Consider the following 25,659-nt stretch of genomic DNA (forward strand, 5'->3'; position numbering starts at 1 on the left):
TTCAAACCGACGGATAGCAGAACGAATCCGTCGAACAGTCGCCGCCGTCGAGCCGGATCTGATGCGCGCGGTAACCGTCGGGGAAGTTGACCCAGTAATTGCTCGCCAGTTCGAGACCACCGTCCGGCTTCGCATTGGCCATCACCATGGCTCCCGGGACGCCATCGGGATAAAACTGGTCGTCCCATGTCGAGTACAGCGAGTTGGTCCAGTACACCCGCCTGCCGTCGCGGCTGATCTCGACCATCTGCGGGCCGCCTGCAAATGCCTTGCCGTTCGGGTGCGGCGTGCGGCGCGCGATGCCGCCGATGTGCACCGAGCCGGCAAGCTTCGGCTTTCGCGGCTCGCGGACATCATATTGACGCATCTCGCCGGTGCCCCAGCAGGCGACATAGAGGAATTTGTCATCCATCGACAAGTCGATGTCAGTCACCAGCGGCGGCACGGCGCCAAAGCCCTGCAGCAGCGGCGGCAATTGTTCCTTCGCCGCCGGCTCGGGTGGAATCGTCGCCGTCTTCTCGACGTGAAACTTGCCGCCCTCGCGCCACCAGGTCCAGATCGAGCCTTCGAGGTTAGTGGTGTCGACCACGGTGCCCAGAAAGCCGTATTCGCGAACTGGATCATGCGCGGGACGCACTTCCAGCCCCATCTGGTGATTGGCCCCGAGATCGATCGTCTGCACGTTTCGCCGGGCCCGCAGATCCCAGAAGTGAATATGGTGACCGTACTTGTTCGAGAGCAGATCCTCCGGCACGATTCCGTTCTCGAACTGCGGCGGCAACCCCCACTCGCTCGTCACCATGTAGTCGCGTGGCAGATTCCACCAGAAATCATAGTGCATTGTCTGAGGGCCGCGATCGATCTCCCACCGTCCGAGGACCTCGAAGGTCTCGCAGTCCATGATAAAGACGCCGGGCGGTCCATCGGTGCCGTCCTTGCCGCTGCCGCCGAGCGTAGAGACGTAAATGCCTTCAGGCCCGCAATGAACGGTGTGGGGCCGCGAATATCCGGTCTTCCTGAAGATCTCTTCAGGCTCGATGATCTTGTGTATCGCCGCCTTGGTGGGGTCGGGCTTGGTGTCGACGATATAGATGCGGGACGACCGCATGCCGGGAATGATGAGATAGCGGCGCTCGAGGAAGGCATGCCCGGTGAGCGGCGATAGCGCCGACGAGCAGGCGTTCCAGCCGAAATGATGAAACTCGTCGCCCTTGTTGGGCATCGTCACGGTGTGAACGATCTGGCCGTAGGTCGAGGAGCCTGGCTTGACGTCGATCACGGCGAGGGCGTCCGGCTTTGAAGCATCCGGGCTGAGCAGCACGGTATAGGCGAAGCTCTCTGGCGGAGCTTCCATGGCAAGCTTTGGCGAAGCGTGAAACGTGGGATCGGGCCGAATGTTCATCGTACTCCTCCCTGTTTGTCTGGACGGATTCCAAGAATGATTAAAGTCGGCGGAGGGGGCTCCGCTTTATTTGACCGTGATGGTAATTTTCTTCGAGACTACCGGAGGATTGTGCGGATAGTGGCCGGCGTCGCCCAGCACGAGCTGAAGCGTGTGCTTGCCGGGCGGAAGCTCGATCCGGGCTTCGGTCTGGCCCGCGCCAAAATGAAGGTGCGATTTGTCCTGCGGAATCTCTTCATTGGGATTGAGCGGTTCATTCACATCGATCAGCAGGTGATGGTGGCCGCTGTTTGGGTAGTTGTCGCCCGCGTGGGTTACGCCCATGTTGCGCAGACCAAAGCGGCACCAAAATCCGCCCTTGATGACGGCGCCGTTCTGCGGCCACACGAAATAGAGAAGGGCCTCCTTGTGTGAGGGCTTCCCTTGAGCATACGCGGCGAACGGCAGGCAAGTGAGCGCCGCTGAGAGAGCGATCCACTGCGTGAACTTCATGACCGCCCTCTTAAGACTACTTGGGAGACAGCGCGATGCGGAACCCGTGGGTGGGATATCGCACGTTGGTGTCATAGCTGCCGCGGTTTGATACGCGGGCATAGTCTGAGTCCTTCCTCCAGGAGCCGGAGCGGATGACATGCGAGGAACAGGCATTCTCGACCCATGCTGACCCGTCTCCTGGCGCGCCCTGATAATTTCTGTGCCAGCAATCTTCGACCCATTGATCGACGCCGCCGCCCATATCAAACAGCCCAAAAGGATTTTGCTTGAGGCTGCCGACCTTCACCGGCTGGTCGGCCGCTGGAATGTCGCTGCAGTTCTTGCAATTGACCATGCCGGGTTGAAACTGATCGCCCCACCAGTATCGGGTCTGCGTGCCGCCGCGCGCCGCATATTCCCATTCGGCTTCGCTCGGCAGTCGATATGGTTTTCCGGTGGTTTCCGCGAGCCACGCGACATATTGCTTGGCATCGCTCCAGCTTATGTTTGTAACAGGCGCATCGTCCTTTCCGGCTGCCGTGAATTCGCATGCCTTTGCGGCGGCGCATGCGTTCCATTCCTGCACGGTGACGGGAAATTTCCCCATCGCAAATGGCTTGACCGTTACCTGACGGACCGGCCTTTCCGAAACGTCTTCGTTGCTGCCCATGGCGAAGCTGCCACCCCGAAGCGAAATCATCTCGGGTTCTCGAACCGGCGCAGCCGCTTGCTTCGTCGGCGGAGTCTCGGGTGCGGGAGGCGCCGGCGGCGGTAGCGGCGCCGCCTGTTGTTGAGTTGGTGAAGGAGAAGGTTGGGGCGCCGGCGCTCGTTGTTTCGCGGCTGGCGCAGGCGCCTTCGGCGCTTCCGTCGGAGATGAAACGGGAGCCGACGCCTGATTTATCGCCTTGCGAGGCTGTGCGAACATGTACCAGAGAGAGCCGATCGCAATGGTCAGCATCGCAATGCCGAGCAAGAGGATCAGAACGCGTTCGCGCCGGTTCCGATATGCGTTAAGGGCGGAGGGGTCGGGAAGCACGCGGTAGACCCGAACGGGATCGGTGATGTTCTTGACTTTTCGATCACCGAGCGACTCGTATCCGCAAACCAGCTTGTGCTTTATCTGCTCATAAATGCCGCCGGAGATATAGACTTCGCCGGGATGGGCTATGCCCTCAAGCCGCGTGGCAATATTGACGCCGTCGCCATAGACGTCGTCGGTCTCGATAATCACGTCGCCAAGATTGACGCCAATCCGATATTCGATCCAATGATGCTTGGGCAGCGATGCATTGCGGCCAACCAGATTTTGCTGGATCACGATGCTGGATCGGACGGCTTCGACCGGGCTGTCGAAAATGGCGATGAAGCCATCGCCCGTGGTTTTGACCAGCCTGCCGTGATGCTCTCTGATGCTGGGTTCGATGAGATCGCGCTCGATCCTCTTGACGCGATTGTGCGTCCCTTCCTCGTCGATCTGCATTAGACGGCTGTAACCGGAGATGTCGCCTGCCACGATGGCCGCGAGGCGGCGTGGCATTGGCTCTGGCGAGGGCTCACCAGTTCGGCCTGACTTGATGTCTCGAATTTGGGCCATGGCTTGGATTGGCTCCCAACTGTCAAATACAAATACAGTATGAGGCAAGCAATCTTTCCAGCACCTGCAGCGTACCATGGTGGCTGTTCGCCGCAAGCAGCCGTGCGCGGGTTCCACGCGGTTCGTAAGGGCTAAGTGTGAGTGAGCTCACAAAAAATGAGGCCTGACCGGCAATTTGGTCATCGCGTTCGAGGGCATAGTCGCCCGGCGCACTCGCAGGGCGACCGGCATCAATGCCCGCTGACGATCTCCGGCACCTTGCCGGCGGGCGGCGTGTTGCGGCTGCGCTGGGTGCGGACGATGCCATCGATGATGGTCATGCCGATGCCGGGGAGGTCGCCGAGTTGCACGCTCTCCAGAATGTTCTTGCCGGGGGAATGCTGGGCCTTGTCCATCAGGACGAAGTCCGCGGAGCGGCCGATTTCGATGATCCCGCAATCGAGTTCGCGCATGCGCGCGGTATTGCCGGTCGCAAGGCAGAAGGCGAGTTCGGCCGGCAGTTCGCCGAGTGACGACAGCATCGAGACCATTCGCAAAATGCCGAGCGGCTGCACGCCGGACCCAGCCGGCGCGTCGGTGCCGAGGATGACGCGATGGAGGTCACCCATCTCGCGCGCGGTGCGCAACGTGAACAGCGCCGAGCGCTCGTTGCCGTTGTGAACCAGCTCCAATCCGCGCTTGCAGCCCTCGCAGATGCAGCGGATCTGGTCGTCGGGCAGCGCGGTATGGCCGCCGTTGATGTGACCCACCACGTCGGTGTCGGCTTCCAGCACCACGTCCTTGTCGATCAGGCCGGAGCCGGGAATTGAAGGTCCGCCAGTGTGAATCGTGCTCTGAATGCCGTATTTGCGGGCCCAGCCGACCATCTTGCGCGCGGTCGGGCCGTCCTTGACGCCGCCAAGGCCGACCTCGCCGAGCAGCTTGACGCCGGCCGCGGCCATTTCCTTGAAATCGTCCTCGACCATCTCGCACTCGATGACCGGCGCGCCGGCATGCACCTTCACCCCGCCTGGCCGCAGCGTCCAAAACGCGCGCTGCGCAAAGATCGCCATCGCCTTCAGGCCCACGACGTCGCGCGGGCGGCCGGGCATGTGGACCTCGCCCGCCGAGATCATGGTGGTGACGCCGCCATGGAGATAGCTGTCGATCCAGTTGATCTGGTTCTGCCGCGGCGTCCAGTCGCCGGCGACGGGATGGACGTGGCTGTCGATCAATCCGGGCGCGACGGTGGTGCCGTTGGCATCGACTGTCGTGGTGGCGCCCTCGGTATTGCAGTCCTTGAAGCGGCCGATGGCTGTGATCTTGCCGTTCTCAGCCACGATCGTGTCGGCATCCAGGATCGGCTTTTCCAACGCCCCCGATAGCACGAGCCCGATATTGCGGATCACCAGCTTGCTCGGACCGGTCGCCTGCGGTGCGTCGTGGGCCATGGTTTTTCCTTTTGCTTCAATGCCTTCGCCGGACATTCTGCCCGGCTTGACGATCGGATCAAGCTGGATTATTTGTTTGTATACGAATGATCGTATACGAATGATTGGACCGGTCAATCAGTCTTGCAGGTCAGGGAACGGTGCGATGAGCAATTTCAACCAGGAAAGCGTGCTGAGCGTCCATCACTGGACCGATACGCTGTTCAGCTTCACCACCACCCGCGATCCCTCGTTCCGTTTCCGCAATGGCGAATTCACGATGATCGGCTTGAAGGTCGGCGAGAAGCCGCTGCTTCGCGCCTACTCGGTCGCCAGCGCCAATTACGAGGACCGGCTCGAATTCTTCTCGATCAAGGTACCGGATGGCCCGCTCACCTCGCGGCTCCAGCATTTAAAGCAGGGCGACGAGATCATCGTCAGCCGCAAGGCGACCGGCACGCTGGTCATCGACAACCTCGAAGACGGCCGCAACCTCTATCTGATCGGCACCGGCACCGGGCTGGCCCCGTTCCTCTCGGTGATCAAGGATCCCGAGACCTATGAGCGGTTCGAGAAAGTGGTGCTGCTGCACGGCTGCCGCCGCGTTGCCGAGCTCGCCTATGGCGAGATGATTACCGAAAAGCTGCCGAACGACGAGCTGATCGGCGACTACATCCGCAACCAGTTGATCTACTACCCGACCGTGACCCGCGATCCCTTCCGCAACCGCGGCCGCATCACCGACTTGATCACTTCCGGCAAGCTGTTCGCCGACATCGGGCTGGCCACGCTCGATCCGGCCCATGACCGCGTCATGATCTGCGGCAGCCCGGCGCTGGTGACGGATACCCGCGCGCTGCTGGGCGGCCGTGGCTTTGTCGAGGGCAACCACGGCGAGCCGGCCCAGTTCGTGGTCGAGAAGGCGTTCGCGGAGCGGTAAGGCGCCGGGACGACAGACCATCTCGTATCCCGGCAAGCAGCGCGCGTGCTGCCCAGCGGCGGCCCATTCTACTTTGCATGGGGTTGTTTTCGCAATTTTGAGTCCGGGCCCATGGTGAGGGGACCCGCTACGCGCTCCTCACCAAGAGGAGGTAGAGCTAAGGCCGCACCGCCGGCGCTTCCATCGGCATCCCGCGCGCCCGCGACATCAGGTATAATTCCAGTTCAACCAGTTCCGGCGCGCCGTAATCATAGGCCTGCGCGCGGATGCCGGTGATGCAGGCGCGCAGCCGGCGCTGCAGCGAGCCAAGCGATTGCCATTCCAGCCGGTAGAGCGGGTAGCCGGTCGGATGTCCTTGTGTGATCGCGGCGCCGGCGAGCCGCTTGTCCCAATTGTCGTCATGGCAATTGGTGCAGCCGAGGTTGAGCTGGCCCTGCCGCTGCATGTAGAGCTCGCGTCCTTTGGCGACGAACGGCGCGAGCTGCAGGTCGGCTCCGGTTTCGATCGGAGCCCCCTGTGATTGCCGCGCGACAAAGGCTGTCAGCGCCAGCAGCTCGCGGCTCTCGAACGGCAGCGGCGTCGCCTGTTGGTGGTTGCTGCGGCACGAATTGATGCGCTGTTCCAGATCGATGGGGCGGCTGGTTGCCTTGTCGAACGCGGGGTGGCGGGCGGCCACGCCCTTCATGCTTGCGCGTGCATTGCCATGGCAATCGGCGCACGCTTTGTCGGCGGCGCCCGTCTTGCGGTTCCACAGTGTCTCGCCATTGAGCACCCAGAGCATGCCGGGATTGGCGGTGTCGTCGTCCTGCATCGTTTTTGTGTCCGGCTTCATGAAGCTGTAGCCGGAACGGCGGTCGGCTTGCGGGATCTCGGCAGCTGCGACGGCGCCCACCACCAGCAGCAATGCGGCGGCTATGGCGCCCAAAAATCTCATTCGACCGAGATCGAGGCGGAAGCGGTTTCGGAAAAACCCTTGTCGCCAATCCATTCGAACTCGAAGTTGCCGCTTTCGGTCACGGTCGTGAAGAAGGAGAAGAACGGGTTGGCGGCAATCGCCGGGAACAAATCGGCGCGGAAGATTTCAGTGCCATTAAAGCGGCACGTAAAGCTCGTGATGATGTCGCGCGGCACAGCTTCACCTGACGCCCTATGGCGAAAGCCCGACTCCATGATGTGCGACATCAGCGTCTTGATCTCGATGATGTCGCCGCGTTTGGCTTTGGCCGGAACGTTGATCAGCGCGGAAGCCATCAGATCACCTCCTCGGTGCAGGCCGCCAGTGTCACCACAACGTCGACGCTGGCCGACCAGAACGACCCGTCCGAGAGTTTGGCGATCGCGACCACCTTCTGGCTGTCGGTGAGGCGAATGCGGGTCGAAACCTGCGCGCGGCCGGCATGGGGGCCGAGGTGGAAGTTGGCGACGTTCGGCTGCGGATTTTTCTCGTTGAACACGTGGATGCTGCTGACGTGGTCCTCCGGCGCCATCGGGTGAGCGACACTCACCGTCAGCGGCACGGTATTGCCGTTCTCGACCAAGGGCGGCACGTCGAGCTTGACCTTGCCGGTTTTCACCGCAGCCCCGCCGGTGACATTGCGGATGGCGGAAGCGAGCATCTCGGGCGTCGCCTCGGCAGGTCGAAGCGTGACGACGGGGGCCGTGCCAAGCACGGCTGCCGCTCCGGCGAGGCCGAGAAACTGGCGGCGTGTCGAATTCGGTGGTGAATGCATCGGACCTTCCTATTCGCGTAAGCTTGCGAGATACGCCACGATATCCTCGATCTGTTCGGCCGACAGGATCGGCTTGCCGCGCCACAGCGTCCCGACGCGAGTGAGGCCGTCAACGCGGTAATAGGACGGCATGATCGTCTCGGCATTGAGACGAGAGGCATCCACCAACCGAAGCCGAAGCTGACCTTCGGACCAGCGGCTGCCGGAACCAGAAAGGTCAGGCGCCAGGTCGCCCTGGAATTTCTGTTCGGGAAATGGGCCGTTGTGGCACAGGATGCAAGTGCTGGAACGTTCGACGACGAGGGCGCGGCCGCGCGTCGCATCGCCGGCCGTGCCCGTCAGTGACTGCGGAATGGCATCGTCAATGACGGCATAGCTGCGCAGTTCCGTTGCGGCGGCGCAGCCGGGCAGCACGAGGAGAGCTCCAGCAAGAATCGGATCCAACATGCGATAGGTGCGTCTAGCCAAAGACTTCCGCCGTAATGGTCGCGAACCAGGATTGCGCATAGTCGGCCTCGCGGGCGCGGAAATCGCGTGACGCCTCCAGCGGACTAACGCCGCCGGCGCCTTCAACGTCGGCAAGCGATCCATTCTTCGGATGGTATACACCGGCAATCGAGATGCCATAGTCGGGTGCTGCCAGACTGTAGCACGTATTGATCAGTTTCGGCGCGGCTGGCGATCCGCCGGCGACCAGTGTGGCTATCGCGTTTGCGCAAGTCTTGGCCTGCGCATTCGCCGAGAACGCGGATTTTGGCATCGCGCCGGCGAGACAGGCATCGCCGATGACATGGATGTTCGGCGCCGATCTGGATTCGAAAGTGACAGGATCGATCGCGCACCAGCCGGTGTTATCGGTCGCGCCCGCGATCGCCGCGATGCGGCCGGCCCGTTGCGGCGGAATAACGTTGGCCACCTGGGCGGTGTGATTGCCGAAATCCGTGATCAGAGTGTTGGTCGCCGGATCGACGGCATTCACCTTGCCGCCCTGCGATAGCGATATCCATTCGATCATCCCCGGGTAAAGCTCCTTCCAGGCGTTCTGAAACAGACGCTGCTTGGAGAAGGTGTCTTTTGCGTCAAGGATGATCAGCTTCGAACGCGGCTTCCTGGTCTTCAGATAATGCGCAATCAGGCAGGCCCGTTCGTAAGGTCCCGGCGGACAACGGAAAGGGTTGGCGGGAGCTGCGATCACCACCAGGCCGCCATCGTCCATGGCCTCGAGTTGCTTGCGCAGCAACAGCGTCTGCTCGCCTGCTTTCCAGGCATGCGGCATCTTCGCCGCGGCGGCTTCGTCGTAGCCCGACAGGGCGTCGAAACGCAGTTCGATTCCGGGAGACAGCACCAGGCGGTCGTAGGCGAGCGAGGTGCCGTCGGCGAGCCCCACGGTCCGCGCCGCTGCATTGATGGTCGTTGCTTCCAGCGCCACCACGGTGATGCCGCTGGCGGCGACCTTGTCATAACCGAATTTTTGTTGCTCGAGCGAACGCAGGCCGGCAACAACATTGTTGCTGAACGGGCAGGCGATGAAGGTCCGGTTCGGCTCGACCAGCGTGACCTGCAATTTCGGATCGATCTGTTTCAGCGCGCGCGCACAACTCGCACCGCCGAAACCGCCGCCGATCACGACGATGCGCGCCGCGGATTGCGCCAACGCGGGCAGCGGAGACACCAAGGCCGTCACTGCGGCGGCCGCGCTGGCGCTACAGAACTTCCGGCGGCTCATGCGACGGCTTACGCCCATGCTGGCGGCCCCTTACTTTTGTGCAGCGAGCCACGCCGCCATCGCGCGCAACTCATCGTCGGAAAAGCCCTTGGCGATGCGGTTCATCACCGTAGCGGGAAGCGAGCCGTCGCGAAATCCAGCCATCGCGGTCGCGATCTCGCCGGCGTCGCGGCCGTTCAGCCGCGAAACGGACGAACCGGTCGCCCCACCGGAGTGGCAGCCGGAGCAGGACGCCGCGCCGGGCGGGGGATCGGAAGCCGCAAGCACCGGCAGGCTCGACGCCATGACCGTTGCCAGCCCGATGACGACACACAAGGCTTTCATCAGAAATCTCTCGATAAGCGAGTGGCGGCCGGAGAGGCCGCCGCCCGTTACTCTCAGGCAAACGTGATGTTCTGGTCTTTCAGCGGGACCGAACGGATCCGCTTGCCGGTTGCCGCGAAGTAGGCGTTGAGCACCGCGGGTGCGGCGACGCCGATGGTCGGCTCGCCGACGCCGCCCCAGAAGCCGCCGCTCGGCACCATGACGCTTTCCACCTTCGGCATCGCGGCAATGCGCATTGAATCGTAGGTGTCGAAGTTGGTCTGCTCGATCTTGCCGTCCTTCACCGTGCAGCCGCCGTAGAACAGGGCGGACAGGCCATAGACGAAGGAGCCGGCAATCTGCCGCTCGACCTGCGCCGGGTTGACGATGTAGCCCGGATCGGTCGAGGCGACGATGCGATGCACCTTGATCTTGCCGTCGTCGGTGACCGAGATTTCCGCGGCACCTGCGACATAGCTGCCAAAGCCCATCACCTGCGCGATGCCGCGATGGACGCCTTGCGGCGCGGGTTTGCCCCAGCCGATCTTCTCGGCCACCGCATTGAGCACGGCGAGGTGCTTGGGATGCTTGCTCATCAGCTTGCGGCGGAATTCAAGGGGATCCTGGCCCACTGCATTGGCGAGTTCATCCATGAAGCATTCCAGGTAGATCGCGTTGTGATTGAGATTGACGCCGCGCCAGAATCCGGGCGGGACGTGCGGATTGCGCATCGAGTGCTCGATCAGCAAGTTCGGTACGCTGTAGCCGATCGCTGCCTCGCCTGTGGCATTGAGCCCTTGGAACACCACCGGGTCCTTGCCGTTTTCCAGCGCTGCCGGACGCGCCGAGGACAGGATCGACTGTCCTGACACTCTGACATGCAGCGCCGTCAGATTGTTATCGGCGTCGAAGGCCCCGGTGAGTTTGCATTGCGTGACCGGATGATATTTGCCATGCAGCATGTCCTCTTCGCGCGACCACAACAGCTTGACCGGTGTGCCCGGCATCTGCTTGGCAATCAGAACCGCCTGCCGGACATAATCGGTCATGCCACGGCGGCCGAAGCCGCCGCCGACCATATGCTTGTGCACATCGCATTTTTCGGCCGGCAATCCCGATGCTTCCAGCACAGCAGCTAATGCCGCTTCGCCGTTCTGCGTACCGCACCAGACCTCGCACTTGTCAGGCGTATAGATCGCCGTGGCATTGAGCGGCTCCATCGTGGCGTGGTTCTGGTAGGGATAGTTGTAGACCGCCTCGATCTTCTTGGCGGCAGAGGCAATCGCGCCCTTGGCGTCGCCGTTCTGGTTGCCGATGTAAGCCGGCTGGGCGTTGTCGAGGCCTTCGGCCAGCCATTTGGCGATCGACTCACTGGAGACTTTGGCGTTCTCGCCTTCGTCCCAGACGACCGGCAACGCGTCGAGCGCGGTCTTGGCGTGCCACCAGGTATCGGCAATGACGGCGACTGCGGTGTCGCCGACACGGACGACCTTTTTGACACCCTTCATGCCCGCGACCTTGGCTTCGTCGTAGCTCTTCAGCTTGCCGCCGAAGACGGGACAATCCTTGATCGTGGCGTTGAGCATGCCCGGCAGCTTGACATCGATGCTGTAGATCATCGCGCCGGTGGTCTTCTCCACCGTATCAAGCCGCTTCAGGGACTTGCCGGCGAGCTTCCAGTCCTTGGGATCTTTCAGCTTCACGTCAGCCGGCGGCTCGAGCTTGGCTGCCGCTTCCACCACCTTGCCATAGGTCGTGGTTCTGCCCGACGGCGTGTGGGTAATGATGCTGTTGGCGGCCGTGCATTCCGAGGCCGGCACCTTCCATTCGTTCGCGGCGGCCTGCACCAGCATCATGCGCGCGGTGGCGCCGCCCTTTCGGACATATTCATGACTGGCGCGGATGCCGCGGCTGCCGCCGGTCGAGAAGTCGCCCCAGGTGCGCTTGCGTGCGACACTTTGACCCGGCGTAGGATATTCGGTGGTGACCTTCGACCAGTCGCATTCAAGCTCTTCCGCGACGAGTTGCGCGAGGCCGGTGAGTGAGCCCTGTCCCATCTCCGAGCGGGCGATGCGGATCACGACAGTGTCATCGGGGCGGATCACCACCCAGGCATTGATCTCGGGCGAGCCGTCGGCGGCGCGAACCACATTCGGCCCGCCGAAGGGAATATCAAGACCGAGTGCGAGGCCGGCGCCGGCGGCAGCCGTGCCGATCACAAAGCTGCGGCGATTGAGTTTGGGCGTGACGTGCTTGTTCATGGCGTCCCCCTCAAGCGTTCGCGGCGGCGTGGATCGCCTCGCGGACCTGCTGGAAGGTCCCGCATCGGCAGATATTGGTGATGGCCTCGTTAATATCCTGGTCGGTCGGCTTCGGCTTTTCCTTGAGAAGGGCTGCGACCGCCATGATCATGCCGCTCTGGCAAAAGCCGCATTGCGGGACGTCGTTAGCTACCCATGCCTGCTGCACCTTGTGCAACGCGCCTTCTGAGGCGAGACCTTCGATGGTGGTGATCTGCTTGCCGACGGCCTCGCTGACCGTCATGCCGCAGGAGCGCATCGCGACCCCGTCGACGTGAACGGTGCAGGCGCCGCATAGTGCAATGCCGCAGCCATATTTGGTGCCGGTCAGCCCGACATTCTCCCGGATAGCCCAGAGCAGTGGCGTGTCGTCTTCGACGTCCACATTGATTGTTTTGCCGTTGATTGTGAGGTTTGCCATCGCATGTCCCTTTTTGAGTCCAATTCGCCAATTGAACCGGGCGCGATGTGATCCGAGAAAATAGAACAGTTCAAATCAAGAAAACGCGCACTTGACGAACGGGAAGAAAGTCGATTCGCCGGTGTTACGCCAGGTTTCCGCAACCTGGCCGATCGGGTGTCCTTCGTTCGGGGGATAGAGGCTAGACGGACTTATCAAGGCGCTCGCTCAGCAGCTTCGCGATACGGGTCATCGCGGCGAGCTCTTCGGGACTAAGCCCCTTCGCGAGGGCGTTTGCCCACGGAACCTGGAGCGTGCTGGCGGTTTCGAAGGTATCCTGCCCACGCCTGGTTAGCGCGACGAGGTGCGCCCGACGGTGATTCGGATTGGGCCGCAGCTCCACGAGGCCATCCTCTGCCATCTCGTTCACAATGCGCTGAACTCCCTGTCGATTGAGTCCCATGCTGCGCGCAAGCCAGGCCACCGGTTGCGGACTTGGCGCAAGCGCGATTGCGCCCAGCACCTGCCAGCGCGCGCTGGTGAGGCCGAGGTCCGAAACAAGCCGGTCACCGGCCGCGAGCAGGCGTCCATTGAGGCGGAACACGGCGAGAACCAGCTCGGTCAAAGCCTGACCGCCGGGCCGTGTGTCGTTTCGTCGTCATTTGACAATTAATATCCAAGATGACAATATATTGTCAATTAGCAAAACGAGTGTGGAGTGATTAATGTTTGCAGGACAGCTTGCAATGGTCGTCGCGGCGGCGTTCGCCGGTGCCGCCTTCTTCATCAACTTCGCCGAACAGCCGGCGCGTCTCGGCCTCGATGACCGGGGCCTCTTGAGGCAGTGGAAGCCCAGCTACGCGCGCGGCTTTATGATGCAGGCGAGCTGCGCCGTCATTTCCGGCGTGCTCGGCCTGACCGCTGCCTGGCTGACGCGGGATTGGCGCTGGATCGTCGGCGCGGTGCTCATTCTCGCCAACTGGCCCTATACACTGATCGGCATCATGCCGACCAACCGCCTGCTGAACGCTATCGACGAGAATGACGCCGGCCCGCAGTCACGTGCGCTGATCGTGAAGTGGGGAGGGTTGCACGCGGTCAGAACGGGGCTCGGGATCGCGGCAACGCTGGCTTATCTTTGGGCGCTCAATTAGAGCGTTTTCAAGCGAAAGCCTGCCCCGGACTTGATCCGGGGTGGACACCGGTTCGCGTCAAGAAAACGCGTCAAAACAAGAATCTAGAGCTGGTTCTGATTCAATCAGAACCAGGCTCTAGGCGCAGCGAACCGGGGTGTGTCCCCGCGTTGCATCATGTCTTTTCGGTGCCCACCGCCAGACGCAGAAAACTCATCAGGCTTCCGAGCGCGGCAAATCCGGCCCCCAGCATCAGTGCGACCGTCGCACCGTCGTGACCGGCCAGCCCAAAGCAAAGGGCCGCGAGCGCGGCGCCGAGTGTCTGCCCGGTGAGACGAGCGGTTGCTACGATGCCGCTCGCGCTGCCACTGCGGTGCGGCGGCGCGCTCGACATCAGCGCCCGCAAATTCGGCGTTTGAAAGAAGCCGAATCCGATTCCGCAAATCACCGTGCGCCAGACGATGTTGGCAACGCTAGGATCCGAAGGCAGCGTTGCCAGCAGCGCCATGCCGATGCCGAGCAATACCAGCCCGATGCCGCCGAGAATGCCGACAGGATAGCGATCGGAGAGCCGGCCCCCGATCGGCGCCATGATCGCCACCACCAATGGCCAGGGCGTCATGAAGAAGCCGGTCTCGACCTGGGAGCGGTGCAGTACGTCTTCGAAGTAAAAGGGCAGCGAAACGAAGGCCAGTCCCTGCACCGCGAATGTGCAGACCGACGTGGCGGCCGACAGCGCGAACATCGGCCGCCGGAACAGGTCGATCGGCAACATCGGCGCCGGATGGTCCGCATCTCGGCGGGTCATGATCCAACCGAGCAGCAATGCTGCGCCAAGCGCCAGCCCGACCAGGACGGGCGGCGCCTGATGTGCCGCGCTGCCGATGCCGATGATGAACAGCCCGAGACAGCCTGCCGTCAGCGCTGCACTCGCAAAATCGAACGCGTGTTTCGCGCGCGGCGTTTTGGGCAAGGTCTTCAGGCCGATCCAGATTGCGATCAGCCCGAACGGAAGGTTGATCGCGAACAGCCACGGCCATGTTCCGATCGCAAGGATCGCGGACGCAATGGTCGGACCGAAGGTGAATGCCGTTCCGACCACGAGCGCGTTATGGCCGAACCCGCGCCCCAGCATGCGCGTCGGATAGACGAAACGAACCAGCGCCGCATTCACGCTCATGATGCCGCTGGCGCCCAGCCCCTGCAGCGCCCGCGCCGCCGTCAGGCTCGGCAGCGACCATGCCAAGGCGCAACCAAGCGAGGCCAGCGTGAACAGAACGAGGCCGCCGATATAGATGCGCTGATGACCGACGATTTCGCCGAGTGCACCGAGCGGCAGCAGCGTCGCGACCAGCGCGATCTGGTAGATATTGACGACCCAGACCACGTCGGCCGGGCTGACATGTAGGTCGGCCGCGATGGCGGGGAGCGCGATATTGGCGATCGCCGTATCCAGCGAGGCCAGCGCCAGCGCGGTGAAGATCGCCGCCACTGCCCAACGCCTGAGTTCCGGCGGCAAGCCGTCGATGGGCGTGGGGGCGGGCGACTTTGCGGTTGTATCCAGTGACATTCTCTCGGGCTCTCCACGCCGGGGCGGTCGCGCCCTCTGCGGCGTGTACTACGGACGCAGCACGGACCACAGGCGCGTCGTTGCATGATGCATATGCGAACTGACCGTCGGCCTCGGAAAAAGCCCCATCCGCGCCAAATCCGCGCGCCGACCTTCGGATACCTTCCCGCCCGCCAAGCGATCGACTAGGCTTGAGACGCACAGCGACCGCAATTTCATAAAAAGACGGTCACGGCGAGAGGAAACGCTTTGAACGGACTGGCGAGCCGGCGCAGCGAAGCCATGCGTAGCGTAAGCGGGGGCAGGCGTGGGCGCGTAGGGGCCGGCCTGTGGGTTTCCCTCCTGCTGGCGATCCTTGGCTTTCTCGTCATCTATCCGATCCTGATGCTGCTGCTCGGCGCGCTTACCGATACCAATCCGGTGGTCGACGGCATCAGCCTCAGTCATCTCTCGGTGACCAACTTTCTCACCGTGCTGGCGAACCCGAATGTCGCCGAAGCGCTCGCCAACACGCTGATTGCCTGTGGCGGCGGCACGCTGATCGCGGTGGCAGTCGGATTGCTGTTTTCCTGGATCGTTGTCCGCACCAATACGCCGTGCAAGGGTTTTATCGCGGCCGCCAGCATCCTGCCATTGTTCGCGCCGCCGCTGGTCGCGGGCGTCGCATGGGCGATCCTCGGCTCGCCGAAGACCGGCCTGATCAACACCATGTTCAAATGGGTGGGGCTGGATTGGCGCGTCGACTTCTATTCGATGTGGGGATTGGTGTTCGTGTTCGGCATCTACTACGCGCCGTATGTCTACATGTTCACCTCTTCGGCGCTGCGCAACATGGATCCGAGCCTGGAGGAGGCCGCCGAGATTTCCGGCGCCAGCGCCTTCGCGACGCTGTTCTCGGTGACGTTTCCGCTGATCATGCCGGCGATCATCTCGGGCATGCTGCTGTCGTTCATCGTGATGCTCGGCATCTACGGCATTCCGGCGGTGTTGGGCGCGCCGACCAACCTTGCCGTGCTGACCACCTATATTTTCAAGCTCACCAACTGGTCACCGCCGCTCTACAACACCGCCGCAGCGGTGGCGATCATCCTGATGGTCGTCACGGGCCTGCTCGTATTCCTGCAGCACAAGGTGCTGAGCGGCCGCAGCTACACCACCGTCGCCGGCAAGGCGTTCCGTCCGCGTAGCCTCGATCTGGGGCGCTGGCGCTGGTTCACCTTCGGTCTCGGCATCGTCTATCTCCTGGTCGTCGTGGTGCTGCCGTTGTTCGCGCTGATCGTTGCCGCGTTCCGCAAGTTCATGTTCATACGCGACGTCTCGAGCCTGTTCGATGCCAGGCAGTATTCCCTGATGCATTTTGAAAGCATCTTCGACAATCCGCTGACCATGCGCTCGATCTACAACGCGGTCGAAGTCGGGCTGATCACAGCGGTGGTTGGCGGTGCGCTGGCATTTGCGATCGGCTACACCATTCACCGCACCCAGGTGATGGGCCGCCGCTGGATCGACGTGATCTCGACCTTGCCGGTCGCAATCCCAGGCCTCGTGGTCGGTGTCGCCTACCTCTGGGCCTGGATCGGCATTCCCGCAGGGCTTTACGGCACGATCTGGATACTGGCGCTGGCGTTCATCGCGCGCTTCATGCCGGACACGGTCAAGTCGCTGTCGACCTCGTTCCTGCAGATCCATCGCGAGCTCGAGGAAGCCGCCTGGGTCTGCGGCAAGGGCGTGCTCGGCACCATCAGAACGATCGTGCTGCCGCTGGCGCGGCCGGGGGTGATCGCGTCGATGACGCTGTTGTTTGTGCTGGCAATCCGTGAACTCGGCTCGTCGCTGTTCCTCTATACCAGCAACACCATGGTGATGTCGGTGCTGTTGCTCGACTACTACGAAGGCGGCAACCTCGGAAAGACCGCCGCATTCAGCCTGGTGCAAACCGTTCTGCTCGGCGTTCTCATCGGCGGCGCCAATTGGCTGTCGCGCGGTGCGGCGCAGAGCAGTGTCGCCCGAACCGGATAACAAAACGAAGGGGAGGATTGGCTATGACTGGAAGGATCTTCACCAAGCTTGCTGCAATCGCCGGCATCGCCGGTCTTGCGCTGACATGGAGCGCAGCGGCGCAGGCGCAGGAGTTCGGCTCGCCCGAATTGATTGCCGCGGCGAAGGCCGAGGGCAAGCTGATTTACTACACCGCGAATTTCGCCGAGGTCGAGCAGCAGGTCATCAAGGCGTTCAACAAGCGTTTCCCCGAAATTAGGATCGAGATGGTGCGCGCGCCCGGCGGCCAGCTCATCACCCGCGTGAAGACCGAGGCCGCGGCCGGCAAATTGATCGCCGACGTGGTCGATCATTCCGACCGCGCGCTCATGCAGCCTCTGGCGGATATGTTCCAGGATTACGCGCCGCCGAATGCCGCGGACTACAATCCCGAGGCGCAGATCGCACCGCAGCTCTGGCCGCGTGTCACGCTGGTGTGGGCGATCGCCTACAACACGGAATTGGTAAAGAACCCGCCCAACAACTGGATGGACCTCACCAAGCCCGAATACAACAAATTGACCGGACAGGTGGTCGCTCCGTCGGGCGGCACCACGTGGACCCGGGTGATGTTCGAGCGCCAGGTGCTCGGCGAGGACTATTGGGCCAAGCAGGCTGCGACCAAGCCGGTGTTGTATCCATCGGGCGCGCCGATGTCAGATTCGCTGGTGCGCGGCGAAATCGCGATGGGGCCTTTGCTCTACAATGCAATTTATCCGAAGCAGAAGGACGGCGCGCCGATCCAGATCTTCTTTCCGCCGGAAGGCGCGCCGGTCAATCCTTATGCCACGGGCATTCCGAAGACCGCCGCGCACCCGAATGCTGCAAAACTGTTTCTCAACTGGTGCCTGTCGAAAGAGGGGCAGACATTCATGATCAAGGAGCTCGGCAACCTCACGTCACTGAAGGTGCCGCCGGCATACCCGGAAGGCTTTGATCCAAAAGTGGTCAAGGTCTGGTTCCCGAAGTTCGACGAGTATGTGAAGTTGCACGCGGCCTGGGTAGCCGACTGGAACAAGGCCTACGGCTACGGGCAATGATCGTCATAGCAGAGAAATTATCGAACCGATGACGGCAACCCTGGAAGTCACCGACCTGCGCAAGCAGTTTGCGATCGGCCGGCCGGCGATCGATGGCGTCAGTTTTGGCGTGCCGGCCGGCGAGATCGTGGTTTTGCTCGGCCCCTCTGGCTGCGGCAAGACCACGACGCTGCGCTGCGTCGCGGGGCTGGAACACCCGACGTCAGGTGAAATCAGCATTGCCGGCAAAGTCGTCTCGTCACCCGAGCGTGGTGTTTTGGTGCCGCCACGTCTGCGCGATCTCGGCATGGTGTTTCAGTCGTATGCGGTGTGGCCGCATATGACGGTACGACAGAACGTGGTCTATCCACTCAAGCACCGGAAGCTTTCGCGCAGCGACGCCCGCCGCAAGGTCGATGAAGTGCTCGAACTGGTCGGTCTGTCGGAATACGCTGATCGAGCGGTCGTCGCATTATCAGGCGGCCAGATGCAGCGCGTGGCGCTGGCGCGCAGCATCGTGTACCGGCCGCAACTACTGCTGCTCGACGAGCCCCTGTCGAACCTCGACGCCAAGCTGCGCCTGCGGCTGCGCGATGATCTGCGCGTGATTCTCAAGCAAACCGGGATGACTGCGCTCTATGTCACTCATGACCAGGCCGAAGCCGTCGTGCTCGGCGACCGCATCGGCGTGATGCGCGACGGCAAATTGCTGCAGATGGATACGCCGGATGCGATCTATAACCGCCCGGCGGATTTGTTCGTTGCCAACTTCACCGGCGCGACCAACGAGCTCGCCGGCACGCTGGTGTCGCGCAACGGCCAGTTCGGCATCGTCGATTTCGGCGAGGGGCGGCGGGGCGAGGTGGCTTTGCTGCATTCGCTCGGCCCGGACGAGAAGGTGCGTATTGCGCTGCGGCCGGAGAACATCACGATCGGCCAACATGACGGCGCCAACATTTTTCCCGCCCGCGTTCTCGACCGCCGCTATCAGGGCACGCAGACGGCCTACGGCATCGAACTGTTCGGCCGGCGGCTGGAGGTGGTCGAGCTCGGCACCGCGGCTCGCCATCAGGTCGGCGTCGAGACCCGGGTTTCACTGCCGCGGGAGAGTTGCTGGGCCTATCGCGATACGGGACCGACGGCATATGAATAGCGGCTGATAGGTCTTACGTGCCCGGGCTCAACCCCAGCCGCGCGTAGATTCGCCGCGCATAGGCGCCGAACTCATCTGTGGTCTTGATCGGCAATGCGCGGGGAAACGGCAGCTCGATCGGGAAATATTCCGCCATTCGCGCCGGACCTGCGGTGAGCACGGCGCAATGCGAGGCGAGGAACACCGCTTCCTGGATCGAGTGCGTCACGAACAGGATGGTCTTGCCGCTTTCGCGCCAGATCCGCAGCATTTCGAGGTTCATCTGCTCGCGGGTCAGCGCATCGAGCGCGCCAAACGGCTCGTCCATCAGGATCAGCTTGGGATCGTGGATGAAGGCGCGCGCAATCGCAGTGCGCTGCTGCATGCCGCCGGACAATTGCTGCGGGTATTTATCCTCGTAGCCAGCCAGGCCCACCAGGTTGAGCAGATCGCGGGCGCGGCTCCGCGCAGCCTTCATCGGCAGGCCGACGATTTCAGCCGGCAGCAGCACGTTATCCAAAATGGTTCGCCATTTCAGCAGCAGGGCCTGCTGGAACACCATGCCGATGTCGCGAGCGGGGTCGAACGATGTGTTCGCATTGCCGATCTTGATCGTGCCGCCATCGGCATCATGCAATCCGGCCAGGATCTTGAGCACGGTGGTCTTGCCGCAGCCGGACGGGCCGACCAGCGAAACCAGTTCGCCTTCCTTCACGTCCATGGTGACGTCGGAGACGGCGAGGAATTCCGCGCCCTTGGACCGGTAAACCTTGCGGACGTTGCGCAGGCTGATGAAGGGCTCGTCCGCCGTCATGCCAGCCATTTCTGCAGGTTCGCCTGCACGAAGGCGTCGTCGGAGAGATCGGCATGCTCGCGGCAGACGCGGTCGATCTCCTGCATCTGGCCGGGGCTCAGCCCTTCGGCCGGATCGAGACACCAGAGACCTTGCATCAATCCCTGCCGCCGCAGGATTTCGTGGCAACCGGCGATGCAGCCGTGAAAATTATTGGCAACGTCGAAGAACGCGCTGTTGCAATCGGTGATACGCGCGTCGAGCGCCAAGAGATCGGCTGGCACGGCGTCCTTGCCGCGTGCCGCCTTGCACATCTCGAACTGCCTGATCGCGCTCGCGGTCCATACCGACCAGTGCCCGAGCAGGCCGCCCTTGAAGTACGCTCGCGTGGTGACGCCCTTGTCGCGCAGGTCGAACGGCAAAGTGAGGTCCAGCAGGATGTGATCGTCGTTGCCGGTATAGAGCGCAACGCGGTCGAGTGCGCCCGCTGCCGCGACGCCGCGCAGAACGTCCAGTGTCCGATAGCGATTGAACGGCGCGATCTTGATCGCAATGACGTTATCAATGGCCGCAAAGCGCTTCCAGAAATCGGCGCTGAGGATCACGCCGCCGACGGCCGGCTGCAAATAGAAGCCGACCAGCGGGATCTCGCGTGCCACTGCCTCGCAATGCGCGATGATCTCGTCCTCGGATGCCGATTTCATCGCAGCCAGGCTGAGCAGGCCGGCGTGATAGCCGATGCTGCGTGCCGTTTGCGCCTCTGCAACAGCCTGCTGGGTCGGACCGGCCAGGCCTGCGACCATCGCGACCGGCCGCTTGGTCCATGAAGCGGCGGTCTCGGCCGCCAGCTCCAGCACCGGACGGTACATGCCGACGTCGCGGATCGCGAATTGCGTGGTGTGCACGCCCACGGCCAATCCTCCGGCGCCAGCATCGAGGTAATAACGCGTCAGCGCCCGCTGATGCCGTACATCGAGTGCGCGGTTGGCGTCGAGCGCGAGCGGATGCGCCGGAAGCACGGTGCCGTCGGCGATCAGCTTTCGAACCTCGGCCTTGATTTCGCTATGATGCATGGCGGCTATTCCTATCCGAATTCCGGGCCGGCGACGGCGAACGGCGGTTGCGCGGGCGAGGCGATCGAGGAGCCAAAGCGCATGCGCTGAAATGGCCGCTCGATATTCCAGCCCGAGCGAACGAGGCCGTTCAGAAACGCATCCTGAGAATGAACGGCGTCGATCAGCCAGGGGCCGGCCTCGGAGCTAGTGATGGCGTCGACCAATGCCAGCGCCTGATCGGCGTGGTCCGCCAGGACTGGACCGATGTGCCGTGCGGTGCGTCCATCGCGGATCAGGGCCATGGCTCGAGCATCCGACACGATGCGAGAACCCGGGCGCGCGGCAAATTCCGACAGCAATGTGCTGCGGTCGAATCCCATGGCGCCGCCATCGCGCGCGGCCAGGGCTTCGAGGCTGCCGGCCGCTAGCGGCCTTGTCGCTGTGGTGCCTTGCGGCTTTTCCAACCGCAACCGCCGTAATTGCAGCGTTGGCGCAAAGCCGAGCGGACCATAGACGGTCGCGCCAGCCGGCGTGGCATCAAGCCAGATTGTGAGCCGGCGCCGCGCGGCCGCTTCCAGGCACGTATCGACAAGCCTGGTCGCAAGGCCGCGCCGACGAAAATTGGCGGTCACCAGCACCATGCTGATCCAGGCATTGCCCGCCGAGTAGGGCAGGAGCGCCGCTGATGCCACCAACCGGTCGCCGCCGCGCGCGCCGAATACGATCCCATGGCTCAGGAAAAAGCACCAGTCGGCTTCGTTCTGGTTCCAGCCGGCTTCGGTCGACAGCACGAGCCCGGCCTTCGCATCGCTGACATCGAGTTCGACGATGTCGATGGGCTCAATAGCGGCCATCGCGCACCTCGTATTTGGTGGGTTTGCCGAGGCTCGGCATCGAACGCGACACCCAATCGGCGGTCCAACTGATGAGCTGCTCGGTGTCGACGATCGGCAAGCCGAATAGTTTCACCGCCTGCGACGTGTTGGTGAGCCACGCCGTCGGCTCCTCTTTGCCGACAATCACGGGCGCGCGGCCGAAGCGCTGGCCGAATTTTGCGGCAAGATCGCGCACCGCCAGGATCTCGTGGCCACTGACATTGATCGGCGAGGTCGGCGTCTCGCAATGCGCGAGACAGCGCAGCGCCTGCGAGGAAGCGTCGCCCTGCCAGATGAAATTGACATGGCCGAGGCTGACGTCGATCGGCTGGCCCTGCAACACCTTGCTCGCGATATCGTGCAGCACGCCGTAACGCATGTCGATCGCGTAGTTCAGCCGAAACAGCCGTCCGGGCGTTCCATGCTTACGTGAGAAATACTCGAACATGCGCTCGCGCCCGACGCAGGATTGCGCATATTCGCCCGGCGGATCGGGCGCCATATCCTCAGCCGAGCCCTTGCCGTTAACCGGCACGAACGGATAAACGCAGCCGGTCGAGAACGCGACGATACGCGAGGTCGCAAAGGCCTGCGCGACCAGGGCAGGGACGTGCGAATTCATCGCCCAGGTCAGCGAGAGGTCGCCCTCGGCGCCGAACTTGCGTCCGGCCATGAAGACGATATTCGGAATTTTCGGGAGCGCCTTGATGGCACTTTCGTCGAGCAGGTCGCAGTTGATGGTCTCGACGCCGCGCGCCTGCAGCCAGTCCTTGACGGCGGGATCGCTGAAGCGGGCCACGCCGATCACGCGGCGCTCCGGCGCGGCCGCCTTGGCAAGGCCGGCCAGCGTCGGCCCCATCTTGCCGGCAACACCCAGGATCATGATGTCGCCGTCGACCTTGCGTAGATCGTCGATCAATGCTTGGCTCGGGCGGCACAGCAGCTCGTCGAGTGCGGTGATATCGGCGATCGTCTGCGGCAGGTTCTCGCGCGTCAGCAGCATCTTCATTCCCTGTCTTATTGCAGCCGGATGTCACGGACGACGAACATCCGCTCTAAGCCGAGCACGAGCCCATACAGCGCCACACCGAGCAATGTCAGGAGCACCACCGCCATTACCATCGCTGGCGTGTCGAGCGAAGACTGCACCTGGATCATGAGGTAGCCGAGCCCCCGCTCGGAGGCGATGAACTCACCGACAATCGCGCCGGCCACCGCCAGGATGGCGCCGACTTTCATTCCGGAAAACACGTAAGGCAACGCACCCGGCAACTGGATCTTTCGAAACAGCGTCCACCGCGAACCGCGCAGCGACTTCACGAGGTCCAGCAGGTCCGGTTCCACCTCACTCAATCCGCGCGCAGTGGTGAGCAGGATCGGAAAGAAGCAAATGGAAAACGCGATCAGGATGTTCGGAAAGATGCCGTAGGAAAACCAGACGATGAACAGCGGTCCCAGTGCCACTTTCGGGATCATGTTCAGCGTCACGAACAGCGGTAGCAGCAGAAGGCTGACCAGCGGCGACCAGGTGAACAGCACGGCCAGCATGATGCCGACCAGCGCGCCGAGGCAGAACCCGCCGAGAATCTCGATGGCCGTCACCGCGAGATTGGAGGGCCAGGCATAGCTGGGAGAACCCAGCGTCGCGACGGTCGCGAGTGGCGAGGGCAGAATGAATTTCGGCACCTGGAAGGCGTCGACCAGAACCTGCCAGAGCACGATCACAGCCAGATGCACGATCAGGATGATCGCGAAAGACCGTGCCGATCCGCCGTCACCGCTGAACACCGTGCGCTCCCTTTTGATGCGCGGCCGGTTCCCCGCCGCGTGGCGGCAATCTACCGCGGCCCCTGCCAGTAATCAACCATCTGGTTGATTATGGGCGCAGCGAATGCATCACCAGGTCGACCACGTGCCTGCGGCGCGCCTGCCGCGCGGCCCGGCTCGACAGGTCCCTGCCGAAGATCGCCGACAGGGTCGGCGTGTTCGAAAAGTAGAAGTAGCTGAGCCCGGCAATCGAGATATAGAGGTGCACGGGGTTGATACCTTTACGGAATATGCCGGCTTTTACGCCCTCGCCGAGAATGGTCGAGACGAGGCTGACCAGCGGCGAATGCATCGCTTCCAGTTTTCGCGATCCGCGCACATGCCGGGCGCCGCCGCGGTTTTCATCGTTCAGCAGCACGATGAAGTCCGGATGCGCGGCGAGGTGATCGAAGGAACTCTCGATCAGCTTTTTGATTGCCTGCTCGGGCGGCAGCCCCTCGAGATTGAGCTTGCGCTCCTGGGCGCGGATCTCCTCATAGACCCATTCCAGCACCGCCAGATACAGCGCGTCCTTGTCGCCGAAATAGTGATAGACGAGTTGCTTGTTGACGCCCGCCCGCGCGGCGATCTCGTCGACCCTGGCCCCGGCGAGGCCGCTGCTGGCGAATTCGCGCCGCGCCGCCGTCAGCAATTTTTTGCGGGTCGCGGCCGGATCGCGCCGCTGCGGCCTGGTATCGTCAGAACGTTTTTTGGGCATTTCCAACCAAATAGTTGACAAGTCGTCTGGTCCCTTGTTGCATTGGTAGCGTCAGGAATGCGCGACGACAAGATCGGTTACAGAACGAGGAGGGTGCGATGAAGGCTTTGCGAATTGCAGGATTGGCGCTTGCGCTTGTCGTGCCGGCTGCGCCCTGTGTGGCCGCCGAGTCGGTTAACCTGATCCTGAACTGGACGCCGACGGCCGATCATTCGCCGTTCTATTACGCCAAGTCTCAAGGCTGGTACGAGAAGGCCGGCATCGATCTCACGATCGAGGTCGGCAAGGGCTCCGGCGTCTCCTCGCTGAAGGTCGGCTCCGGCGGCTCGCCGTTCGGCATCGCGGATCTCGCGACAGCGCTGGTGGCCAAGAGCAAGGGCGCCGACGTGGTGGCGCTGATGAGCATCTACGCCAACACCGGACAGACCTTCTATTGGCTGAAGAGCTATGGCGTGAATGGGCCGAAGGACTTTCCGAACCACAAGATCGGCAATCCGCCGGGCGACGCGTCACGGGTGATGTGGCCGGCCTTTGCCAAGGCGGCGGGCATCGCGCCAGATTCAGTAAGCTTCGTCAATGTCGGCCCGACCGCCAAGATCGCGGCGCTGAAGAGCCATACCGTCGATATCATCAGCGACTTCTACAACGAGCACGACCTGAAGGTGATCGAGTTCGGCGCCGATCTCGGTTACGTCAACTGGAAGGATATCGGGCTGAACCCTTACGGCAATTCGCTGATCGTCAACGGCGCGTATCTTGCGAAGAACCCGAAGCTGGTCGAGGAGTTCGTCAAGATCAGCCAGAAGGCCTACGCCGCCTGCGTCGCCGACGTCGCGCCCTGCCTCAAGGCGCTGCTCGACCAGGCCTCAGGTCTCGACAAGGAAAACCAGCAGCGGCAGTGGGAGCGCATCAAGTTCCTGATGACAGACGAATTCACGACGACCAAGGCGCTCGGCTGGATCGATGCCGAGCGGATGAAGAAGGACTACGAACTGGTGCAGACCTATCTCGGTATGGAAAAGCCGTTTGATGTGAACACGGCGTTTTCGGTCAAGATGCTGGATCAGGCGATCAAGATGGATGCGAGTAAGGTCAAGAGGTAGGCGGGCCTCCGCCGTCATTGCGAGGAGCAAAGCGACGAGGCAATCCATCTATCCCCGCGCGGATAGGTGGATTGCTTCGCTTCGCTCGCAATGACGGTGAGCCAGTCGTCCCGAGCTGTGCTAGTGATGGGCACGTTCGC

At 62.6% G+C, this 25,659-nt stretch carries 26 protein-coding genes; 6 read left to right on the forward strand and 20 right to left on the reverse strand.

The features are described 5' to 3' along the window. Position 1: 1 nt before the first annotated feature. The 4 genes from V1292_RS17425 to V1292_RS17440 all read right to left on the reverse strand — a co-directional run bounded on the left by V1292_RS17425 (position 2) and on the right by V1292_RS17440 (position 4,900). On the reverse strand, positions 2–1,402 hold the full coding sequence (locus tag V1292_RS17425) for a selenium-binding protein SBP56-related protein (protein WP_334373952.1): 1,401 nt from the start codon (positions 1,400–1,402) through the stop codon (positions 2–4). Positions 1,403–1,468: 66 nt separating this feature from the next. Continuing rightward, positions 1,469–1,894, reverse strand: coding sequence for a DUF4399 domain-containing protein (locus V1292_RS17430; RefSeq protein ID WP_334373953.1), 426 nt, complete (start codon positions 1,892–1,894; stop codon positions 1,469–1,471). A gap of 16 nt (positions 1,895–1,910) precedes the next feature. Beyond that, positions 1,911–3,470, reverse strand: a complete 1,560-nt coding sequence (locus V1292_RS17435) for an SUMF1/EgtB/PvdO family nonheme iron enzyme (RefSeq protein WP_334373954.1) — start codon at positions 3,468–3,470, stop codon at positions 1,911–1,913. A gap of 230 nt (positions 3,471–3,700) precedes the next feature. After that, positions 3,701–4,900 carry an amidohydrolase family protein gene (locus V1292_RS17440; RefSeq protein ID WP_334373955.1) on the reverse strand — a complete coding sequence of 400 codons (1,200 nt, stop codon included), beginning with the start codon at positions 4,898–4,900 and terminating at the stop codon, positions 3,701–3,703. 145 nt (positions 4,901–5,045) lie between these two features. On the opposite strand from V1292_RS17440, the gene V1292_RS17445 reads away from it, so the two are divergent. Continuing rightward, positions 5,046–5,819: a ferredoxin--NADP reductase gene (locus tag V1292_RS17445; RefSeq protein ID WP_334373956.1), complete on the forward strand. Its 774-nt coding sequence runs from the start codon at positions 5,046–5,048 to the stop codon at positions 5,817–5,819. Positions 5,820–5,976: 157 nt separating this feature from the next. On the opposite strand, the gene soxA is transcribed toward V1292_RS17445, so the two are convergent. The 9 genes from soxA to V1292_RS17490 form a co-directional block, all read right to left on the reverse strand. Continuing rightward, positions 5,977–6,753: a sulfur oxidation c-type cytochrome SoxA gene (gene soxA / locus V1292_RS17450; RefSeq protein ID WP_334373957.1), complete on the reverse strand. Its 777-nt coding sequence runs from the start codon at positions 6,751–6,753 to the stop codon at positions 5,977–5,979. Continuing rightward, positions 6,750–7,070 (reverse strand): thiosulfate oxidation carrier complex protein SoxZ, encoded by a 321-nt coding sequence (gene soxZ / locus V1292_RS17455; RefSeq protein WP_334373958.1) that lies wholly within the window; start codon positions 7,068–7,070, stop codon positions 6,750–6,752. The genes soxA and soxZ overlap by 4 nt, the downstream gene beginning before the upstream one ends. After that, positions 7,070–7,549 (reverse strand): SoxY-related AACIE arm protein, encoded by a 480-nt coding sequence (locus V1292_RS17460; protein ID WP_334373959.1) that lies wholly within the window; start codon positions 7,547–7,549, stop codon positions 7,070–7,072. Before V1292_RS17460 ends, soxZ begins: the two co-directional genes overlap by 1 nt. A gap of 9 nt (positions 7,550–7,558) precedes the next feature. Continuing rightward, positions 7,559–7,996 (reverse strand): sulfur oxidation c-type cytochrome SoxX, encoded by a 438-nt coding sequence (gene soxX / locus V1292_RS17465; protein WP_334373960.1) that lies wholly within the window; start codon positions 7,994–7,996, stop codon positions 7,559–7,561. A gap of 13 nt (positions 7,997–8,009) precedes the next feature. After that, a complete protein-coding gene (locus V1292_RS17470; protein ID WP_334373961.1) occupies positions 8,010–9,275 on the reverse strand; it encodes an FCSD flavin-binding domain-containing protein in 1,266 nt (421 codons plus the stop codon). Positions 9,276–9,305: 30 nt separating this feature from the next. After that, a complete protein-coding gene (locus V1292_RS17475) occupies positions 9,306–9,599 on the reverse strand; it encodes a c-type cytochrome (protein ID WP_334373963.1) in 294 nt (97 codons plus the stop codon). A gap of 53 nt (positions 9,600–9,652) precedes the next feature. Then, complete coding sequence (locus V1292_RS17480; protein ID WP_334373965.1) at positions 9,653–11,839, reverse strand: xanthine dehydrogenase family protein molybdopterin-binding subunit; 2,187 nt, start codon at positions 11,837–11,839, stop codon at positions 9,653–9,655. A 10-nt stretch (positions 11,840–11,849) separates the two neighbouring features. Continuing rightward, on the reverse strand, positions 11,850–12,299 hold the full coding sequence (locus V1292_RS17485; protein ID WP_334363992.1) for a (2Fe-2S)-binding protein: 450 nt from the start codon (positions 12,297–12,299) through the stop codon (positions 11,850–11,852). A 181-nt stretch (positions 12,300–12,480) separates the two neighbouring features. Continuing rightward, positions 12,481–12,903 (reverse strand): MarR family winged helix-turn-helix transcriptional regulator, encoded by a 423-nt coding sequence (locus V1292_RS17490; protein WP_334373966.1) that lies wholly within the window; start codon positions 12,901–12,903, stop codon positions 12,481–12,483. 100 nt (positions 12,904–13,003) lie between these two features. Here V1292_RS17490 and V1292_RS17495 point away from each other — a divergent pair, with 100 nt between their 5' ends. Continuing rightward, positions 13,004–13,432 (forward strand): DUF1772 domain-containing protein, encoded by a 429-nt coding sequence (locus V1292_RS17495; protein ID WP_334373968.1) that lies wholly within the window; start codon positions 13,004–13,006, stop codon positions 13,430–13,432. Positions 13,433–13,586: 154 nt separating this feature from the next. On the opposite strand, the gene V1292_RS17500 is transcribed toward V1292_RS17495, so the two are convergent. Continuing rightward, positions 13,587–14,981, reverse strand: coding sequence for an MFS transporter (locus V1292_RS17500; RefSeq protein WP_334373969.1), 1,395 nt, complete (start codon positions 14,979–14,981; stop codon positions 13,587–13,589). Positions 14,982–15,263: 282 nt separating this feature from the next. Between V1292_RS17500 and V1292_RS17505 the strand changes: the two genes are divergently transcribed. Genes V1292_RS17505 through V1292_RS17515 form a run of 3 tightly spaced genes read left to right on the forward strand, consistent with a single transcriptional unit; the run spans position 15,264 to position 19,190 of the window. Beyond that, positions 15,264–17,000: an ABC transporter permease gene (locus V1292_RS17505; protein ID WP_334373970.1), complete on the forward strand. Its 1,737-nt coding sequence runs from the start codon at positions 15,264–15,266 to the stop codon at positions 16,998–17,000. 23 nt (positions 17,001–17,023) lie between these two features. Continuing rightward, positions 17,024–18,058 (forward strand): ABC transporter substrate-binding protein, encoded by a 1,035-nt coding sequence (locus V1292_RS17510; RefSeq protein ID WP_334373972.1) that lies wholly within the window; start codon positions 17,024–17,026, stop codon positions 18,056–18,058. 28 nt (positions 18,059–18,086) lie between these two features. Further along, positions 18,087–19,190: an ABC transporter ATP-binding protein gene (locus V1292_RS17515; RefSeq protein ID WP_334373973.1), complete on the forward strand. Its 1,104-nt coding sequence runs from the start codon at positions 18,087–18,089 to the stop codon at positions 19,188–19,190. Between the two features lie 13 nt (positions 19,191–19,203). On the opposite strand, the gene V1292_RS17520 is transcribed toward V1292_RS17515, so the two are convergent. From V1292_RS17520 to V1292_RS17545, 6 genes are all read right to left on the reverse strand, one after another. Beyond that, the gene (locus V1292_RS17520) at positions 19,204–19,992 is read right to left on the reverse strand and encodes an ABC transporter ATP-binding protein (RefSeq protein WP_334373974.1); all 789 of its coding nucleotides are present in this window, start codon (positions 19,990–19,992) and stop codon (positions 19,204–19,206) included. Next, entirely contained in the window at positions 19,980–21,035 is a 1,056-nt protein-coding gene (locus V1292_RS17525; protein ID WP_334373975.1) for a dihydrodipicolinate synthase family protein, read from the reverse strand. Before V1292_RS17525 ends, V1292_RS17520 begins: the two co-directional genes overlap by 13 nt. A gap of 11 nt (positions 21,036–21,046) precedes the next feature. After that, positions 21,047–21,871 carry a GNAT family N-acetyltransferase gene (locus V1292_RS17530; RefSeq protein ID WP_334373976.1) on the reverse strand — a complete coding sequence of 275 codons (825 nt, stop codon included), beginning with the start codon at positions 21,869–21,871 and terminating at the stop codon, positions 21,047–21,049. Further along, a complete protein-coding gene (locus V1292_RS17535) occupies positions 21,858–22,895 on the reverse strand; it encodes an NAD-dependent epimerase/dehydratase family protein (RefSeq protein ID WP_334377082.1) in 1,038 nt (345 codons plus the stop codon). Before V1292_RS17535 ends, V1292_RS17530 begins: the two co-directional genes overlap by 14 nt. A 14-nt stretch (positions 22,896–22,909) precedes the next feature. Beyond that, positions 22,910–23,680, reverse strand: a complete 771-nt coding sequence (locus tag V1292_RS17540) for an ABC transporter permease (RefSeq protein WP_065748761.1) — start codon at positions 23,678–23,680, stop codon at positions 22,910–22,912. A gap of 88 nt (positions 23,681–23,768) precedes the next feature. Beyond that, complete coding sequence (locus tag V1292_RS17545) at positions 23,769–24,416, reverse strand: TetR/AcrR family transcriptional regulator (protein WP_334373977.1); 648 nt, start codon at positions 24,414–24,416, stop codon at positions 23,769–23,771. 98 nt (positions 24,417–24,514) lie between these two features. Here V1292_RS17545 and V1292_RS17550 point away from each other — a divergent pair, with 98 nt between their 5' ends. Further along, on the forward strand, positions 24,515–25,519 hold the full coding sequence (locus tag V1292_RS17550; RefSeq protein ID WP_334373978.1) for an ABC transporter substrate-binding protein: 1,005 nt from the start codon (positions 24,515–24,517) through the stop codon (positions 25,517–25,519). Positions 25,520–25,659: the final 140 nt, after the last annotated feature.

The organism is Bradyrhizobium sp. AZCC 1719 (genome assembly GCF_036924525.1).
Classification (GTDB): domain Bacteria; phylum Pseudomonadota; class Alphaproteobacteria; order Rhizobiales; family Xanthobacteraceae; genus Bradyrhizobium.

Excerpts from the sequence above, each read along its gene's own strand:
- V1292_RS17425 (WP_334373952.1), bottom strand. The coding sequence starts at position 1,402 with ATGAACATTCGGCCCGATCCCACGTTTCACGCTTCGCCAAAGCTTGCC.
- V1292_RS17430 (WP_334373953.1), bottom strand. The coding sequence starts at position 1,894 with ATGAAGTTCACGCAGTGGATCGCTCTCTCAGCGGCGCTCACTTGCCTG.
- V1292_RS17435 (WP_334373954.1), bottom strand. The coding sequence starts at position 3,470 with ATGGCCCAAATTCGAGACATCAAGTCAGGCCGAACTGGTGAGCCCTCG.
- V1292_RS17440 (WP_334373955.1), bottom strand. The coding sequence starts at position 4,900 with ATGGCCCACGACGCACCGCAGGCGACCGGTCCGAGCAAGCTGGTGATC.
- V1292_RS17445 (WP_334373956.1), top strand. The coding sequence starts at position 5,046 with ATGAGCAATTTCAACCAGGAAAGCGTGCTGAGCGTCCATCACTGGACC.
- soxA (WP_334373957.1), bottom strand. The coding sequence starts at position 6,753 with ATGAGATTTTTGGGCGCCATAGCCGCCGCATTGCTGCTGGTGGTGGGC.
- soxZ (WP_334373958.1), bottom strand. The coding sequence starts at position 7,070 with ATGGCTTCCGCGCTGATCAACGTTCCGGCCAAAGCCAAACGCGGCGAC.
- V1292_RS17460 (WP_334373959.1), bottom strand. The coding sequence starts at position 7,549 with ATGCATTCACCACCGAATTCGACACGCCGCCAGTTTCTCGGCCTCGCC.
- soxX (WP_334373960.1), bottom strand. The coding sequence starts at position 7,996 with ATGTTGGATCCGATTCTTGCTGGAGCTCTCCTCGTGCTGCCCGGCTGC.
- V1292_RS17470 (WP_334373961.1), bottom strand. The coding sequence starts at position 9,275 with ATGAGCCGCCGGAAGTTCTGTAGCGCCAGCGCGGCCGCCGCAGTGACG.
- V1292_RS17475 (WP_334373963.1), bottom strand. The coding sequence starts at position 9,599 with ATGAAAGCCTTGTGTGTCGTCATCGGGCTGGCAACGGTCATGGCGTCG.
- V1292_RS17480 (WP_334373965.1), bottom strand. The coding sequence starts at position 11,839 with ATGAACAAGCACGTCACGCCCAAACTCAATCGCCGCAGCTTTGTGATC.
- V1292_RS17485 (WP_334363992.1), bottom strand. The coding sequence starts at position 12,299 with ATGGCAAACCTCACAATCAACGGCAAAACAATCAATGTGGACGTCGAA.
- V1292_RS17495 (WP_334373968.1), top strand. The coding sequence starts at position 13,004 with ATGTTTGCAGGACAGCTTGCAATGGTCGTCGCGGCGGCGTTCGCCGGT.
- V1292_RS17500 (WP_334373969.1), bottom strand. The coding sequence starts at position 14,981 with ATGTCACTGGATACAACCGCAAAGTCGCCCGCCCCCACGCCCATCGAC.
- V1292_RS17505 (WP_334373970.1), top strand. The coding sequence starts at position 15,264 with ATGCGTAGCGTAAGCGGGGGCAGGCGTGGGCGCGTAGGGGCCGGCCTG.
- V1292_RS17510 (WP_334373972.1), top strand. The coding sequence starts at position 17,024 with ATGACTGGAAGGATCTTCACCAAGCTTGCTGCAATCGCCGGCATCGCC.
- V1292_RS17515 (WP_334373973.1), top strand. The coding sequence starts at position 18,087 with ATGACGGCAACCCTGGAAGTCACCGACCTGCGCAAGCAGTTTGCGATC.
- V1292_RS17520 (WP_334373974.1), bottom strand. The coding sequence starts at position 19,992 with ATGGCTGGCATGACGGCGGACGAGCCCTTCATCAGCCTGCGCAACGTC.
- V1292_RS17525 (WP_334373975.1), bottom strand. The coding sequence starts at position 21,035 with ATGCATCATAGCGAAATCAAGGCCGAGGTTCGAAAGCTGATCGCCGAC.
- V1292_RS17530 (WP_334373976.1), bottom strand. The coding sequence starts at position 21,871 with ATGGCCGCTATTGAGCCCATCGACATCGTCGAACTCGATGTCAGCGAT.
- V1292_RS17535 (WP_334377082.1), bottom strand. The coding sequence starts at position 22,895 with ATGCTGCTGACGCGCGAGAACCTGCCGCAGACGATCGCCGATATCACC.
- V1292_RS17545 (WP_334373977.1), bottom strand. The coding sequence starts at position 24,416 with ATGCCCAAAAAACGTTCTGACGATACCAGGCCGCAGCGGCGCGATCCG.
- V1292_RS17550 (WP_334373978.1), top strand. The coding sequence starts at position 24,515 with ATGAAGGCTTTGCGAATTGCAGGATTGGCGCTTGCGCTTGTCGTGCCG.